At 72.7% G+C, this 15,714-nt stretch carries 14 protein-coding genes; 4 read left to right on the top strand and 10 right to left on the bottom strand.

The genetic code is table 11. The annotated features are described in order from the left end of the window. Window positions 1–68: 68 nt before the first annotated feature. The 5 genes from ACFYON_RS08645 to ACFYON_RS08625 all read right to left on the bottom strand — a co-directional run bounded on the left by ACFYON_RS08645 (window position 69) and on the right by ACFYON_RS08625 (window position 6,865). Window positions 69–1,175 (bottom strand): glycosyltransferase family 39 protein, encoded by a 1,107-nt coding sequence (locus ACFYON_RS08645; RefSeq protein WP_354863973.1) that lies wholly within the window; start codon window positions 1,173–1,175, stop codon window positions 69–71. 205 nt (window positions 1,176–1,380) lie between these two features. Beyond that, the gene (locus ACFYON_RS08640) at window positions 1,381–3,699 is read right to left on the bottom strand and encodes a glycoside hydrolase family 3 N-terminal domain-containing protein (RefSeq protein ID WP_354863975.1); all 2,319 of its coding nucleotides are present in this window, start codon (window positions 3,697–3,699) and stop codon (window positions 1,381–1,383) included. Window positions 3,700–3,738: 39 nt separating this feature from the next. Beyond that, entirely contained in the window at window positions 3,739–4,605 is an 867-nt protein-coding gene (locus ACFYON_RS08635) for a carbohydrate ABC transporter permease (protein WP_354863977.1), read from the bottom strand. After that, window positions 4,602–5,600 carry a sugar ABC transporter permease gene (locus ACFYON_RS08630; RefSeq protein WP_354863979.1) on the bottom strand — a complete coding sequence of 333 codons (999 nt, stop codon included), beginning with the start codon at window positions 5,598–5,600 and terminating at the stop codon, window positions 4,602–4,604. Before ACFYON_RS08630 ends, ACFYON_RS08635 begins: the two co-directional genes overlap by 4 nt. Continuing rightward, window positions 5,597–6,865 (bottom strand): extracellular solute-binding protein, encoded by a 1,269-nt coding sequence (locus ACFYON_RS08625; RefSeq protein ID WP_354863981.1) that lies wholly within the window; start codon window positions 6,863–6,865, stop codon window positions 5,597–5,599. Before ACFYON_RS08625 ends, ACFYON_RS08630 begins: the two co-directional genes overlap by 4 nt. 176 nt (window positions 6,866–7,041) lie before the next feature. On the opposite strand from ACFYON_RS08625, the gene ACFYON_RS08620 reads away from it, so the two are divergent. Both ACFYON_RS08620 and ACFYON_RS08615 read left to right on the top strand, forming a co-directional pair. Further along, window positions 7,042–8,046 carry a LacI family DNA-binding transcriptional regulator gene (locus ACFYON_RS08620; protein ID WP_354863983.1) on the top strand — a complete coding sequence of 335 codons (1,005 nt, stop codon included), beginning with the start codon at window positions 7,042–7,044 and terminating at the stop codon, window positions 8,044–8,046. Window positions 8,047–8,251: 205 nt separating this feature from the next. Next, window positions 8,252–9,445 carry an endo-1,4-beta-xylanase gene (locus tag ACFYON_RS08615; RefSeq protein WP_354863985.1) on the top strand — a complete coding sequence of 398 codons (1,194 nt, stop codon included), beginning with the start codon at window positions 8,252–8,254 and terminating at the stop codon, window positions 9,443–9,445. Between the two features lie 67 nt (window positions 9,446–9,512). Here the strand turns inward: ACFYON_RS08615 and ACFYON_RS08610 are convergent, their stop codons facing one another. The 4 genes from ACFYON_RS08610 to ACFYON_RS08595 form a co-directional block, all read right to left on the bottom strand. Then, complete coding sequence (locus ACFYON_RS08610; protein ID WP_354863987.1) at window positions 9,513–10,073, bottom strand: DUF5872 domain-containing protein; 561 nt, start codon at window positions 10,071–10,073, stop codon at window positions 9,513–9,515. A gap of 37 nt (window positions 10,074–10,110) precedes the next feature. Further along, the gene (locus tag ACFYON_RS08605; protein WP_387188599.1) at window positions 10,111–10,641 is read right to left on the bottom strand and encodes a hypothetical protein; all 531 of its coding nucleotides are present in this window, start codon (window positions 10,639–10,641) and stop codon (window positions 10,111–10,113) included. Between the two features lie 68 nt (window positions 10,642–10,709). Further along, window positions 10,710–11,423, bottom strand: a complete 714-nt coding sequence (locus ACFYON_RS08600; RefSeq protein ID WP_354863991.1) for a hypothetical protein — start codon at window positions 11,421–11,423, stop codon at window positions 10,710–10,712. Continuing rightward, complete coding sequence (locus ACFYON_RS08595; RefSeq protein ID WP_355096715.1) at window positions 11,416–12,102, bottom strand: RNA polymerase sigma factor; 687 nt, start codon at window positions 12,100–12,102, stop codon at window positions 11,416–11,418. The genes ACFYON_RS08600 and ACFYON_RS08595 overlap by 8 nt, the downstream gene beginning before the upstream one ends. Here ACFYON_RS08595 and ACFYON_RS08590 point away from each other — a divergent pair. Together ACFYON_RS08590 and ACFYON_RS08585 are read left to right on the top strand one after the other, a co-directional pair. Continuing rightward, window positions 12,065–13,639 carry an FMN-binding glutamate synthase family protein gene (locus tag ACFYON_RS08590; RefSeq protein ID WP_357710991.1) on the top strand — a complete coding sequence of 525 codons (1,575 nt, stop codon included), beginning with the start codon at window positions 12,065–12,067 and terminating at the stop codon, window positions 13,637–13,639. The genes ACFYON_RS08595 and ACFYON_RS08590 overlap by 38 nt on opposite strands. Window positions 13,640–13,695: 56 nt before the next feature. After that, complete coding sequence (locus ACFYON_RS08585; protein WP_387188602.1) at window positions 13,696–14,892, top strand: sugar efflux transporter; 1,197 nt, start codon at window positions 13,696–13,698, stop codon at window positions 14,890–14,892. Between the two features lie 13 nt (window positions 14,893–14,905). Here the strand turns inward: ACFYON_RS08585 and ACFYON_RS08580 are convergent, their stop codons facing one another. Further along, complete coding sequence (locus ACFYON_RS08580; RefSeq protein WP_357710985.1) at window positions 14,906–15,559, bottom strand: methyltransferase domain-containing protein; 654 nt, start codon at window positions 15,557–15,559, stop codon at window positions 14,906–14,908. Window positions 15,560–15,714 lie beyond the last annotated feature (155 nt).

The following is a 15,714-nucleotide window of genomic DNA, read 5'->3' as shown; positions in this document are numbered from 1 at the left end:
ACCGAATGCTAAGCCGACAATCACCCGCAAAACGGATAATCAGGCAGACATCGCCCGTTTGTCGACAGTCACGACGGGAGCTGCGCCGCCACCGCGAGCAGCGCGACGAGCGCCGGCACGGCAAGGGTGCCGACAGTCCGCGCCCGGGACAGGGCGACCCCGGCGAGCACCGCCCAGGCCGGCACCGTGAACAGCAGGTTCACGGCCGACCAGACCGGCATCACCTGCGCCAGCGCCAGCAGGCCGAGCGCCGGCACCAGCGCCCAGGCGGTGCAGGCCGCCGCCGGGTACCGCAACGGGAGACTGAACAGGGCCAGCCCGGCCAGCACGCCACCGAGCGCGGCGACGCCGAAGAGATCCCCGGGCGTGGCCGCCAGCACGGCGGCGCCGGGTCGCACCCCGGACGCCAGGTGCCCGCCGGCGCGCAGGCCGACGGCGAACAGCGCGGCGACCGGGAGCAGTCCGAGGGCCACGGCGGCCAGCCACCGGACGGCATGGCGGCGACGGAACGCCAGCACGACCCAGCCGTGGCCGGCGAGCAGCAGCAACGCCACCGGCTGGCACAGGCCGAGCAGCAGCACCGCGCCCGCGTAGGGCGCCAGCCGCCGCGGGCGCGGCCGGCCGAGCGTGGGGACCAGCAGCCAGGTGGCGAGCACGGCGGCGAAGACCGCCAGGGCGTACGGCTGCGCCTCCTGCGCGTACCGGATCGAGGTGGGCAGCACCGCGAAGATCACCCCGGCCGGCAGGCCGGCGGCGGGCGTGGCGATCCGGGCGGCGAGCGCGCCGACGAGCGCCGCGGCGCCGACCATGGCCAGCAGCGACGGTACGCGCCACGCGAGGTCCGCCGCGCCGGCCAGCTCCACCCAGCCGCGCATGAGCAGGTGGTACGGTCCGAGCGCGACATCGTCGCCGGTCAGCGCGGCGCCGACGCCCGGCCGGGGCGACGTGGCCGCGCGGCGGGTGACGAGTTCTTCGGCGCTCGGTCCCGACGCGGTGATCCGGGCGGCGCCGAGCACGCCCATCAGCGCCGCCGGCACCAGCCACGCCGCGACGCGCCACCACGTCAGCGCGGCGGCGGATCGGGCGGTTGCCCGGCGCGGCCGGTCCTCGCCCCACGGGTCCTCGACCGGGGCGTCCCCGAGCCGGGGCAGGACCATGGTGTCCGCGTCCATCATCGTGACTCACGCATCCCTGTGGGTGCCGGCGACCGGGTCCAGCCGGCCGGACGGCGGGACGCGGCCCACGCGTGGCGGGCAGCGCCGGACGTCCCGGGTCACGGGCTGGATGACACCTTGGAGCCTAGTGAGTCAAAAGCGACATAACGCCAATATGAGCTGAAAGAGCCCGCCGGCCGCCCCGTGGACGACCGGCGGGCCCGGCTCAGCGGAGATCCGTGGTCGTCCAGCGGGGCGACGCGGCGGTGATCGCCGCGGTGTCACCGGTCAGCGTCGTCCGCGCCTGGACGTCGCGCCGGGCGCTCGTGCCGACCCAGACGTCGATGTCCCCGGGCTCCACCACCCGGTTGAGCGCGCGGTCGGTGAGCGCCAGCCGCGTGGTGGGCACGGTCAGCTCGACGGTGACCGAGGCGCCCGGCTCCAGACGCACCCGCCGGTAGCCGAGCAGCTGCGCCACCGGCCGGGTCACCGAGGCGACCAGGTCGCGGCCGTAGAGCTGCACCACGTCGTCACCGGCGACCGGGCCGGTGTTCGTCACGCGCACCGACACCCGCAGTTCCCCGTCGGTCGGCGCCTCGGCCGGCACGGTCAGGTCGGCGTACGCGAACGTGGTGTAGGACAAGCCGTGGCCGAACGGCGCCACCGGCGTCGCCGGCAGGTTGGTGCCGTTCATGCCCTCCCCCAGCTCCGGGTGCAGGTACGAGTACGGCTGCGCGCCGGCCGAGCCGGGCAGGGTGACCGGCAGCCGGCCGGACGGGTTGACCCGTCCGGAGAGCACGCCCGCGATGGCGCCGGCGCCCTCCTCGCCGGGGAAGAACGTCTGCACCACCGCCGCGCACCGGGTCAGCGCCCAGCCCAGCGCGTACGGGCGGCCGGTGAGCAGCACCAGGACGACAGGCGTTCCGGTGTCCAGCACCGCCTCGACGAGCTGGCGCTGCACGCCGGGCAGCTCCAGGTCGTCCCGGTCGCACCCCTCGCCGACGGTGCCGCGGCCGAAGAGGCTGGCGTGGTCACCGACCACGAGGACTGCCACGTCGGCGGCGGACGCGGTGGCGACCGCCTCGTCGAACCCGGACCGGTCCGCCGAGTCCACCTCGCAGCCGGCCGCGAAGGTGATCCGGTCGGCGCCCATCTCGGCGCGGACCGCCTCCAGCACCGTCGGCACCTCGAAGCCGGTCTCGACGCCCGGGTGGTGGGCCAGCACGTGGTTGAGGAACGAGTAGCAGCCGAACAGCGCGCCCTGCCGGTCGGCGTTCGGGCCGACGACCGCCACCCGGCGGCCCGCCGCCAGCGGTAGCACGCCCTCGTTGGCGACCAGGACGACCGACTCCTCGGCGAGCCGCCGCGCGATCGACCGGTGCTCCGGCGAGTCGAGGTCGATGGGGCCCGGTGGCTCGTCGGCGAACGTCGCGTCGAGCAGCCCGAGTTCCTGCTTCTGCCGCAGGACGCGCAGCACCGCCCGGTCGACGAGCGCCTCGTCCAGCCCGCCGGCCCGCACCGTCTCGGTCAGGGTCAGGTAGGCGTCGCCCGTGGGCAGCTCGATGTCGACGCCCGCGCTCAGCGCCTGCACCGCCGCGTCGGCGTTGTCGGCCGCGACGTGGTGCAGCAGGTCGAGGAAGGCGACGCCGTAGTAGTCGGCCACCACCGTCCCGTCGAAGCCCCACCGGTCCCGCAGCAGGTCGGTGAGCATCGTCGGGTCGGCGGCGACCGGCACGCCGTCGACCTCCGCGTACGAATGCATGACGCTGCGGGCGTTCCCGTCCCGGATCGCCATCTCGAACGGCGGCAGGAGCACGTCGGCGAGTTCCCGGGGACCGGCGTGGACCGGGCCGAAGTTGCGCCCGGCCCGTGAGGCGGAGTAGCCGGCGAAGTGCTTCAGCGTGGCGAGCACGCCCTGCGACTGGAGTCCCCGCACGTACGAGGTGCCGATGGTGCCGACGAGGTAGGGGTCCTCGGCGATGCACTCGTCGACCCGGCCCCACCGCGGATCCCGGATCACGTCGAGCACCGGGGACAGGCCCTGGTGGATGCCGAGCGCGCGCATCGAGGCCCCGATCGCCGCCGCCATCTCGGTGACCAGGTCCGGATCGAACGCGGCGCCCCAGGCCAGTGGCGTCGGGAAGGTGGCCGCCTTCCACGCCGACAGGCCGGTCAGGCACTCCTCGTGCACGATCGCCGGGATGCCCAGCCGGGTGCCGGTCACCAGGTCCCGCTGGAACTTCCACAGCCAGGCAGCGCGGGCCGCGGCGTCGACCGGACGGGTGCCGTAGGCGCGGGTGAGGTGACCCAGCCCGTGCCGGGAGAAGTCGTCGAGCCGGCCGGTGTCGGCGAACTCGCCCTGCAGGGGTGCGACCGCCTCGCCGTCCTCCTTCTCCCAGAACCCGACGAGCTGCGCGACCTTCTCCTCGATCGTCATACGAGCGAGCAGTTCCCGTACGCGCGTCTCGGTGTCGTGCCCGTCCGGCCGGTCGTGGTCCGAACCTGCCCGAGCCGGCCCGCCCACCACCGCGTGGACCTCTGTCATGGTGTGCCTTTCCACTGGTTGTGCTGGTACCGCTGCCGCTCAGCCCTTGACCGCGCCCTGGAGTCCGCCCACGATCTGCTTCTCCGCCAGGGTGAAGAACAGCAGCGCCGGCAACATCGCCAGCGACGTGAAGGCGAGGACGCCCGCGGTGTCCGTGGTGTACTGGCTGGAGAAGTTCTGCACGCCCAGCGGCAGGGTGTGCAGGTTGACGTCCCCGAGGACGAGCAGCGGCAGGAGGAACGCGTTCCAGCTCGCCACGAACGCGAGGATGCCGACGGTGACGACCGCGGGCCGCGACAGCGGCAGCACGATCCGCCAGAGGAAGCCGAGCCGGCCGGCGCCGTCGATGGCGGCCGCGTCCTCCAGCTCCCGCGGGATGGCCGTCAGGAACGGCCGCAGGATGACGATCGTGAGCGGCAGCGAGAAGGCCACCTGCGGCAGGATCACCGCGTAGTAGGAGTTGATCAGGTTCAGGTCGCGCAGCAGCAGGTACAGCGGCAGGATCGCCGCGCCGGCCGGGAACAGCAGGCCGAGGGTGAAGAAGGTGTAGAGCCCTTCGCGGCCCCGGAACGTGTACCGGGCGAGCACGAACGCGGCGGCCATGCCGAGCACCACCACACCGAGCGTGGTGCCCAGCGCCACCACAGCGCTGTTGAACGCCTGCTTCCAGAAGTCGCTCTGCGTCAGCACCCGGTAGTAGTTGTCCCAGACCCACGGGTCCGGCAGGCCGGCCGGGTCGTTCACGATCTGCGGCGTGCTGCGGAAACCGCCGACGATGACGTACACGACGGGTGCGATCGACACGGCCGCGATCGCGAGTGCCAGCGCGTACGTCAGCGGCGTGCTCCACTGCACCGGCCGGCGCTCGGCCGAGGGGACGGATACGGAGTTCACGGCCACTGTCACTTCCCCTTCCGGGTGATGGCGCCCTCGATGTCGCGGTTGAGCAGGAAACGCTGGAACAGCAGCGCCGCGACGAACGAGATGACGAACAGGATCACGGCGACCGCGTTGCCGTAGCCCCAGAGCCGGGCGAAGAAGCCGTTGTCCACCATGTAGGTCGCCATGGTGGCCGAGGCGCCGAGTGACCGCACCGCGGGCACCGAGGTCACCCAGATCATGTCGAAGACCTGCAACGAGCCGATCATCGACAGGAACATCCAGATCCGGATGGTGGGGCCGAGCAGCGGCAGCGTGACGTGGCGCTGAATCTGCCACCAGCTCGCGCCGTCGATCTCGGCGGCCTCGTTCAGCTCCGGCGGCACGTTCGACAGGCCGGCGAGCAGCAGGATGATGGCGAAGCCGACGTACTTCCAGGTGAGGATGAACAGCAGCGTCCAGATCACCACGTCCAGGTCGGCCAGCCACGCCTGCACGAGGCCGCCCAGCCCCACCGACCGCAGCAGCGCGTCGAGCGTGCCTCCGTCGGTCAGGATCAGCTTCCACATGATGCCGACGGTGACCTCGGCCAGCACGTACGGCACGAACATCAGCAGGCGGAACGCCGAGCGCCCGCGGAAGCGGCGGTTGAGCAGCAGGGCGATGCCGAGCGCGACCGGCCCCTGGATGAGCAGCGACCCGAAGACGATGATCGCGTTGTTGCGCAACGCGTCGAGGAAGATCGGGTCCTGGAACGCGAGCGTGTAGTTGCGGAAACCGACGTACTCGGTGGGCGGGCCGACCCCGCGCCAGCGGAACAGGCTGTAGTAGAACGCGAAGCCCATCGGCACCAGCACGAAGAGCACGTAGATGAGGACCGCCGGCGTGGTCAGCCCGATGATCTCGTACCACTTGCGGCGGGTCTCGGCGCGGCGTGAGGCGGCTCGGGCGCCGGACCGGAGGCCCGCCGGCGGCGTGGTCACGCCGCCGGCGGGCATACGGGTCTGCGATGCGGACGTCACTTGCTTGCGGCCGCCTTCATGGCCGAGACAACCTTCTCAGGTGTCCCGTTGCCGGCGAAGATCGCGACGATCGCGTCGTTCATCGCGTTGCCGACGGTGCTGCCGAAGGCCGTGTCGAGCCAGAGCTGCACGTAGGTGGCCGAGGAGGTGGACTCCAGGATGGACTTCAGGGCCGGGTCGGTCACGCCGTCCGCCGCGCCCTTGGCGACCGGCAGGCCGGTGCCGGTGGCGGCGTAGCCCTTCTGCACCTCGGGACTGACGAGGTACTTGAGGAACTCGACGCACTCGGCCGGGGCGTTCTTGGAGCAGGCGAACCCGTCGCCGCCGCCGAGGGCGGCCTTCGGGTCACCGGCGGAGCCGGAGATCGCCGGCACCGGGAACCAGCCGAGGAACTTGCCCAGGGCCGCCTTGTCCGTGGCGACGGTGTCCAGGGTGCCCCGGTTCCAGTCGCCCATCAGCTCCATCGCGGCCTTGCCGTTGGCGAGCAGACCGTTGGCGCTGGTCGGGTCGTTCTGGCCCGGCGTGGCGATGAAGTTGTTCTGGAACGGCTTGGTGTCGATGAAGGCCTTCAGGTCCTGGCCCGCCTTGACGAAGCACGGGTCGTCGAAGGTCCGGTCCTTCGTCGCCTTCTTCAGCGTGTCGACCGAGCAGGCACGCAGCGCGTAGTTGTACCACCAGTGCGCGGCGGGCCACTTGTCACCGGCGCCGAGGGCGATCGGGACGACGTTGATGGCCTTGAGCTTGGTGACAGCGGCGTTGAGTTCCTCGAAGGTGGTCGGCGGCGCCGCGATGCCCGCCTTCGCGAACATGTCCTTGTTGTACCAGACGCCCTCGATGCCCATCCGGTACGGCAGGCCGTACTGCTTGCCTTCCACCTGCCAGATCTCGGCGGCGTTGCCGATGTCGGCCACCTCGCCCTTCACCTGGTCGGTGATGTCCTTGAGGTAGTCGGCCTCGACCTGCTCGCGCATCTCGCCGCCGCCCCACGCCTGGAAGATGTCCGGCGGGTCGTTGCTCAGCAGCGCGGCGGGGAGCCGGGTGCGCTGGAGCTGGTTCGTCTCGATCGCCTCGATCTCGATCTTGACGGTCGGATGGGCCGCGGAGAAGTCCTTTGCGACCTTCTCCCAGTACGTCTTGCCGGGCCCGTCCTGGGAGGCGTTGTGCCACCAGGTCAGCGTCACCGGGTTCTTGTACAGCTCGCTCTCGGCCGCCTTCTCGTCGTCGCCACCACCGCTGCACGCGGAGGCCAGCAGAGCGCTTGTCACAAACAGTGCCAGGACGGCACCAGCACGGCGCTTCATCGTCATAGATGTCTCCTCGACCACTCAGCCGGGTTACCTGCCGGGGAGTTTTACAGGGCTGTAACGTGAAGTCAATCGGTATCGATAACGTTTTCGACATCGTCTTCGATCCACCGGGAAGGCCCTCTATCATCGTCGGCGTGGTGTTCCCCCAGCGCGTCAAGATGTCGGACGTGGCACGTACGGCCGGCGTCTCGGTGGCAACTGTATCCAAGGTTGTCAATGGAAGGTACGGCGTCGCGCAGGCCACCGTCGAGCGCGTCCAGGAGGTCATCCGCGAGCTGGGGTACGAGGCCAGCCTGGGCGCGCAGAGCCTGCGCAGCCACCGTACGAACGTGCTGGGCATCCTGGTCGCCGAGTTCGAGCCGTTCTCCACGGAGCTGCTGAAGGGCGCGTCCCGGGAGGTCGCCGGCAGCGGGTACCAACTGCTCGCCTACTCCAGCGGGGACGGCGAGGGCGCGGCCATCGGATGGGAGCGGCGCTCGCTGGCCCGGCTCTCCGGCACGCTGATCGACGGTGCGGTGATCGTGACGCCGACGGTGGTCGAGACCAAGCACGGCTTCCACGTGGTGGCCGTCGACCCGCACACCGGCCCGTCCGGCCTGCCCACAGTCGACTCCGACAACTTCGCCGGCGCGGTGCTGGCCACCGACCACCTGCTGTCGCTGGGGCACCGGCGGATCGCGCACATCAGCGGCCGGCCCGACCTGGAGTCGGCCCGGCTGCGGGACGCCGGGTTCCGCAAGGCGATGGCCGACGCGGGCGTGCCGGTGGACGAGCGGCTCGTGCGGGTGGGCGGGTTCCGCACCGAGACCGCCGCCAGCACCGCCGCCGAACTGCTCGCGCTCCCCGACCGGCCGACCGCGATCTTCGCCGGCAACGACCTCTCGGCCATCTCCACGGTGGACGTCGCCCGCGGCCTCGGCCTGCGCGTGCCGGACGACCTGTCGGTCATCGGCTTCGACAACATCCCCGAGTCGGCGCTGGTCGACCCGCCACTCACCACGATCCGGCAGCCGCTGCAACGCATGGGCGCCGAATCGCTGCGCCTGCTGATCGACCTGATCGCCGGCGTGGAGCGGGACACGCACATCCAGCTCCCCACCGAGCTGGTCGTCCGGGCCTCCTGCTGCCCGCTGCGCTGACCCGCCATCTCACCCGCACGGCCCAGGTGATTGACGGGCGGCTATCGGCGTCCGTAATGTTTCGGGCTACTTCCGGAAGGTAGACCGGAAGTTTCGGAAGCCGCTTCGTCCACCCGGGCGCCCGCCGATCCGTTCCACGGCGCGGCGTCCCCGGCACCGTCACCGCCGGCCCCCGGCCGCGCGCACCCTCCCGAGAGGAACGACAATGAAGCTGAGACGCTGGCTCGCCGCCGGCGCCGTCGCCGTCGCGACCGCCACCGCCCTCAACGTCGTACCCGCGACAGCCGGACGACCGTACGATCCGACCGCGCAAAGCCTGCGTGACCTGGCCAAGCGCCACGGCCTGTACGTGGGCACCGCGGTGGACATGGCCGCCCTCAACGACGCCGCCGAGCCGCGCTACCGCGAGCTGGCCGCGTCCGAGTTCTCCACCGTCACCGCCGAGAACGTGATGAAGTGGGAGAGCCTGGAGCCCACCCGGGGCACCTACAACTGGGGCCCGGCCGACGAGCTGATCGAGTTCGCCCGTAAGAACAACCAGCGGGTCCGGGGCCACGTGCTGGTCTGGCACAACCAGTTGCCCGCGTGGCTGACCAGCGGCGTCGCGGACGGCTCGATCAGCAAGGCCGAGCTGCGCCAGATCCTGCGCAACCACATCACCGCGGTGGTCACCCACTTCAAGGGCAAGATCTGGCAGTGGGACGTGGTGAACGAGGCGGTCAGCGACCCCTGGGACACCCCCTCCACCCTGCACTACAAGGGGTTCTGGGCGCAGAACCTGGGCCCCGGCTACATCGCCGACGCGTTCCGCTGGGCCCGCGCCGCCGATCCGAAGGCGCTGCTGTTCTACAACGACTACAACATCGAGGCGTTCGGCTCCGGCAACCCGGCCGACGACAAGACGCAGTTCGTCTACGACATGGCCCGTGAGCTGCGGGCCAAGGGCGTGCCGATCGACGGCGTGGGCGCACAGGGCCACCTGGGCACCCAGTACGGCAACTTCAGCACGCTCCAGGTGGCCGCGGCCCTGCGCAAGTTCGCCGGGCTCGGGCTGGCCACGGCCCTCACCGAGGTGGACGTGCGCAGCCAGATCACCGAGGGGGTGGAGGCCGGCGACTCCGCCGAGATCAACCCGAGGTTGCAGGCGTCCGCGGCGAACTTCAGCGTGCTGATGCAGGCCTGCCTGGCCGAGCGGCACTGCCTGTCGTTCACCCTCTGGGGCTTCACCGACAAGCACTCCTGGGTGCCCGGGGCGTTCTCCGACCCGCCGGAGGGCCTGGCCACCGTCTACGACGAGAACTACCAGCCGAAGCGGGCGTACCACGAACTGAAGGCTGACCTGATCTTCTCCGGTCCGCCCTACGTGCTGCCGCGCGTCCCGCAGCACCCGCGCCGCTGACCCTCACACGGCGGGGCCTGGCCTTCGGGCCGGCCCCGCCGTCGCGGTGTGCCACGGCGGTACGCGCTCACGCCGCCCGGCGCCGGCCCAGTTCCGACTCCAGCCGTCCGATGAGCGTCTTTCGGGCCTTGCCGCCGCGCTCCCGGCGCAGCGCCGCGTCGAGCTGCCGGGTGCCGAGGTCGCGGACCAGCTTGACCGCCTCGGTCACCGGCAACTCGTTGATCTGCCCGGCGGCCGTGGCGTCCCGGCGGGCCCGCTTCGCCGGGCCGGTGTTCGGCACGTACTGGCGGCCGGAGCGCGACGCGCGGCGCTTGCGGGTGTCGGTGGCGCGCCGTTCGGTCTCCGACAGTTCCTCCCACGCCTGTTTGGGCAGGTAACGGCGCGTTTCGCCGCCGTTGCGGGCGCGCGTGTCACCGCTGCGGGTCTGCCATTTCTCGCCGCTCCAGCGCTGCAGCGAGCGCTGTCGTGCGTCCTTCGGGCCCTCGAATCCCCCGCCGGCCTTCTTGTACTCGTTCGTCAGCAACTGCGACTTGCGGGCCGACCACTGCCCCGGCCGGCCACCCCTGTCGGAGGCGCGGATCTCGGCCTTGAGGCGCTCCCGCAGTTCCGGCTCGGTGTACTTCGCCATGACGCAGCGTTACCCGGACCGGCGGCGGCCATGCCGGTCAGCGAGGCGCGGGCCGATAGACCAGATCCATCCTGTCGGTGCGGCCGGACCAGTCCAGTCGCAGCCGCCAGCATCCGGCGGCCGGCAGGTCGACGATGGACGGGCCGGGCCCGCCGTCGACCTCCCGGACGACAGGGGTGTCGGTCCCGTCCCGCGTGGCGGTGATCACCAAGGGGGTCCGCGGTGCCGGCTCGGACCGGCCGGGCTCAGGGCGGGCCACCCAGAGGATCTTGTTGTTCGCGCCGTCGTCGCGCGCGTACGCCAGCGGGTACGCGAACAGGATCGCCACGATGTCGCCGCTGGTGCCGAGGACGTGCCGCACGCGGGTGTCGCCGGTGAACCCGGCGTCTGCCCAGTCCGGCAGCCGGCCGGTCTCCAGCCGTTCGGCGCAGGCCGCCGGCACGGCCGGTTCGGTGGCAGGCGTGGTGGCCGGGACCGTGCCCGGCGCGCCGGCCGGGACCGCGGCCGGGCCACTGCAACCGGCCAGCAGCAGGACCGGCACCAGCAGGACACTTCTCGGAACGGACATCCGGGCCTCCCCCGTCGACGACTCTCGCCTTCAGGACACCGCCCGGCGCCCCGAGGTTCCCGCCGCGCTCACTCCAGCGAGGACGCGACCTCCAGCGCCTGCTCACGGGTAAGGTCTCCCTCCAGCCGGTAGCTCACCCCGGCCCGCTCCCAGATAAGCGTCGCGGCGGACAACCGCGCGGTGGCGACCCGTTCCGTCCCCGACCGGTCCACGTACGCCAGCGCGTGCGGACCACCGACCCAGATCGCGAACTCGCCGCCGACCTGGGTGGGCGTCACGTCCGCCCCGAGGGACCGCTTGTGGAACACGATGTCGAGCGAGCCGTCGAAGGCGTCCAGCCGGACCGTCCCGCCCCGGTAGAGCAGGCTGGCGACCCGGTGGGCGCCGGTGCCGTCCGGATCGGCGACGAGCACCCGTTCCGGCGCGCCGAGCCGGGCCGGCACCCGGATCGGGAAGCGCACCTGCCGCTGCGCCTCGGCCAGGGCGACCTCGTGCTGCGCGGGCAGCGGCGAGGGCGTACCCGTCGGTGACGGCGCGGGGGCGGTGTCGATGGTGACTCCGGAGAACCGCAGCAGCCCGGTCACCGCGTCGGCGATCGCGGCCCGCCCCGGCGGCAACGCCGCCACGAGCAGCGCGGCGAGGGCGGCGGCCAGCATGTGCCGCCACCGGCGGCGGGGCGCGGGCGCGTCGAGGCGGGCCCGGACCCGGGCGGTGACATCCGGTGTCCGCGCCGGCTCCAGCCAGGCGGTCAGCTCCCGCAACTCCCGTTCCAGGTCATCCACGGTGCGCCACCTCCCGGTCCAGCAGGGCACGAAGCTTCGCCAAGGCCCGGTGGGCCCGGGACTTCGCGGTGCCCCGGGGCACCCCGAGCACTGTGGCTGTCTCGTCCTCGCCGAGGTCGAGCAGGTAACGGCAGACGATCACCTCGCGGTCGCGAACGGGCAGCCGCCGCAGCGCCCTCACCAGCTCCGTCCGGCGCTCGGCCGCCAGCACGGCGTCGAGCCCGTCGGGCACGGTGGCCGCCACGCCCCGATCTGCCGCCGCGCGCAGCGTCAGCCCGTCCCGCCGGGTACGCGTCCGGTGCAGGTTCCGGGTCTCGTTGGCGACGATCGCGAGCAGCCAGGACCGGAACGACGCCTCGGCCCGGTAGCGGGACAGTTTTCGGTACGCCTTCACGAACGCCTCCTGGACCACGTCCTCGGCGTCCGGCCCGGCGCCGAGCAGCACCGCCGTCCGGTACGCGGACGCGGTGTGCCGGGCGACCAGGGCGTCGTACGCCTCCCGGTCGCCGGCGCGTACGCGGGTGACGAGCTCGTCGTCGTCCAGGGCAGCCTCCGCCGTCGGTCCGTATTCATGACACCGCCCGGGGCGGCCGGGTTCCATCCGGCGTTTGACCGGGTGCCGGGCCGGAAAGAGTGGCGGGATGAGCTGGGCGAGAAGAGCCGTACCCGCAGCCGTCACCGCCGTCGCCGCGCTGGCGGCGCGGGACCTGCTGCAACGCGACCACGCGCTGCGCCGCAACTTCCCGGTGCTGGGCCGCGCCCGGTACCTGCTCGAGTCGATCGGCCCGGAGCTGCGGCAGTACATCGTGGCCGGCAACGACGAGGAGCGGCCGTTCACCCGCGACCAGCGCCGCTGGGTGTACGCCTCGGCCAAGCAGGAGAACAACTACTTCGGGTTCGGCACCGACAACGACATCGAGCACACCTCCGGCTATCCGATCATCAAGCACCGCACGTTCGGCCGGGCGGTCCCGCCGTCGGCGCCGGCCGCCGGGCACGACGTGACACTGCCCTGCGCGAAGGTGCTCGGCGCGGCGCGCGGCCGGGCGCGCGCGTTCCGGCCGCAGTCGGTGGTGAACATCTCCGGGATGAGCTTCGGTTCGCTGTCCGGCAACGCGGTGGAGGCGCTGAACCGGGGCGCGGCGCTGGCCGGCTGTCTGCACAACACCGGCGAGGGCGGGCTGTCGCCGTACCACCGCAACGGCGGTGAGCTGGTCTTCCAGCTCGGCACCGCGTACTTCGGCTGCCGGGACGAGCAGGGCCGGTTCAGCCTGGAACGGCTCAAGGACCTCGTCGCGGCCGAGCCGGTACGGGCGCTGGAGATCAAGCTGAGCCAGGGCGCCAAACCGAGCCTGGGCGGCCTGCTGCCGGCGGCGAAGGTCTCCGCCGAGATCGCCGCCACCCGGGGCATCCCGGCCGGACGCGACTGCGTCAGCCCGTCCCGGCACGCCGAGTTCTCCGACTGCGACAGCCTGCTGGACTGGGTGGAGCTGCTCGCCGCCGAGACCGGCCTGCCGGTCGGCATCAAGTCCGCGGTCGGCGACCTGGGGTTCTGGGAGGAGCTGACCACGCTGATGCGCGACACCGGCCGGGGCGTGGACTTCGTGACCGTCGACGGCGGCGAGGGCGGCACCGGCGCCGCGCCGCTGATCTTCAGCGACTCGGTCTCGCTGCCCTTCCAGCAGGGCTTCTCCCGGGTCTACCGGACCTTCGCCGAACGCGACCTGCACGAGCAGGTGGTGTTCGTCGGCGCCGGCAAGCTCGGCCTGCCGGACAACGCGGTGGTGGCGTTCGCGCTCGGCGCCGACATGGTCAACGTCGGGCGGGAGGCGATGCTGGCGATCGGCTGCATCCAGGCGCAGAAGTGCCACACCGACACCTGCCCGACCGGCGTCGCCACGCAGAACGCCTGGCTGGCCCGGGGCCTGGACCCGGCCCGCAAGTCGGTGCGGGCCGCGAACTACATCCGTACGCTGCGCCGCGACCTGGTCAAGGTGGCCGAGGCGTGCGGCGTGGAGCATCCCGGGCTGATCGGCACCGACGCCGTGGAGATCCTCGACGGCCGGACCTCCTCGACCCCGCTGGACCGGGCGTTCGGCTACCGGCCGGAGTGGGGGATGCCGTCGGCAGCGGACCGGGCGGAGATCGTGCGGCTGATGACGGCCGAGGCGCCGCAGGGCGGCAGCGTGCCGCCCTCCCCCACCGCGGTCGGCTAGCCCGGGCAGCGGAAACCCGGTCGGCCGCCGCACCGCCGCGGCGTACAGTCCGCCGCATGGCTGTCGACACGAGGCCGGCGGTGCGCGCCGGCCGATTCCGGCTGCTCCCGCTGGGTGTGGTGTTCCTGACCGTCGGTCTGTCCACCGCCGTGGTGCTGCCGTTCCTGTCGCTGTTCCTCGACCGGGAGGTCCACGCCAGTCCGTTACGGGTGACCGTGTTCCTGGTCGTCGCCCCGCTGTCCGGGGTGGTCGCCTCCGCGCTGATCGGCCGGCTGTCGGACCGCCGGCCGATCCGGCGCGCGCTGCTGGTCGGCGCCGCGCTGGCCGGCGTGGTCGGCGCGGGCCTGACCGCGTACGTCCGCGACTACTGGATCCTGCTGGGGCTGACCGCGACCGCCACGGCACTGGCGAACTCGCTGTTCCCGCAGTCGTTCGCGTACACCCGGGCGCTGTTCGACAGGGACGATCCGGCGCGGGCCGCGTTCGGCGTCAGCCTCATGCGTACCGTGTTCTCGCTGGCCTGGGTGGCCGGGCCGGCGCTGGCCGCGGTGCTGCTCGACGTCGGCGGCTTCCGCCTGGTGTACGGCATGGCCGCCGTCATGTACGCGCTGGCCGCGCTGGTGGCCGCGTTCCGGCTGGAGGAGCTGCCGACGCGGCCGGTCGCGGGCGATCCGGACGGCGCCGCGCCCGGCCCACCCGGCGCGTCCCGGCTGCGGCTGGCGCTGACGGCGCTCACGTTCGTCCTGCTCCAGTGCCCGCTGACGGTCGGCGTGCAGGCGATGCCGCTGTTCATCGACACCGAACTGAACGACGACCCCTCCCGCGCCGGGCTGGTACTGGGCCTGTGCGCGGCGCTGGAGATCCCGCTGATCCTCGGGCTGGGCGCGCTGACCGCGCGGGTCCGGCTGCGGCCGCTGGTCCTGGTCGGCGGCGCCTGCGGGGTCGCCTACTACGCGACCGCCGCAGTGGCACCGGGCGTCACGGTTCTGCTGCTCATACAGCCGGTGAACGCGCTGTTCATCGCCGCGGTGTCCGGCGTCGGCATCGCCTACGTGCAGGATCTGCTGCCGGGCGAGCCGGGCCGGGCCACCACGCTGTTCACCAACACGTTCCCGATCGGCGCCATGCTCGCCGGGCCGCTGCTCGGGCTCTCCGCGCAGATCGGCTACCGGTGGGCGTACGGCATGGCCACCGCGCTGTGCGCGGCCGGGCTGCTGGTGCTGCTGCTGACCCGGCCGGCACCCCGGACCTGACCGGCGCGCGCCGTCAGCGCCGCCGCACCAGCACCACGTGGTCGATCAGCTCGCCGGTCTGCCCGTCCGGGCCGGTGGCGGTGCGGCGTGCCGCGCCCAGCCGCTCGACGTCCCAGCCGTCCGGGTCGAGGGCCACGGCGGCCAGGATCTCCTCCGGTTCGGCGAACCGGTGGTGGCCGGTGTCGGGCCCGGCCCAGGGCGGCGGCGCGCCGTGCTCGACGACGAGCAGCCGGCCGCCGGGCGCGACCGCCTCGGCCGCCGGGGGCAGCACCCTCTCCCGGGGCAGGACCAGCGGCGACTGGAAGAACTGCGCGGACACCAGGTCGTACCGGCCGGGCGGGAAGCCCTGGGTGAGGTCGTGCCGGACGGTGGTGATCCGCTCCGCCACCCCGGCCCGTTCGGCCTCCACGGCGAGGCGGTCCAGCGCGACCGACGAGATGTCCACGGCGGTGACCCGCCAGCCCTTCGACGCGAGCCACACCGCGTCGCCGCCCTCACCACTGCCCAGGTCGAGCACGGTGCCCGGGGGCAGCGTGCCGGCCACCTCGGCCAGGACCGGGTTCACCCGGCCGCTCCAGATCCGGTCCCGCTCGCCGTACCGCTCGTCCCAGAACCGGGCCGCGTCGGTGTCCGCCGGGTGCTCGTGGTGGTGGTGGTGCCCCGTCATGTCCGCCTCCTCGCCGCCGGGCGTCTCCCGGCCGGCCTCCGCGAATCGTGCGCCGCCGCCGGCCGGACAGCAAGCAACCTTGCCGTTCCGGCAAACGCGGACACCGGACGAGCGGGGGGGGTGGCAGCCGGCCGGACGCCGCGCTACCGTCGAGA

It is taken from the genome of Micromonospora sp. NPDC005686 (genome assembly GCF_042871665.1).
Classification (GTDB): Bacteria; Actinomycetota; Actinomycetes; order Mycobacteriales; family Micromonosporaceae; genus Micromonospora.
This window is presented reverse-complemented; position numbering and strand designations above follow the sequence as displayed.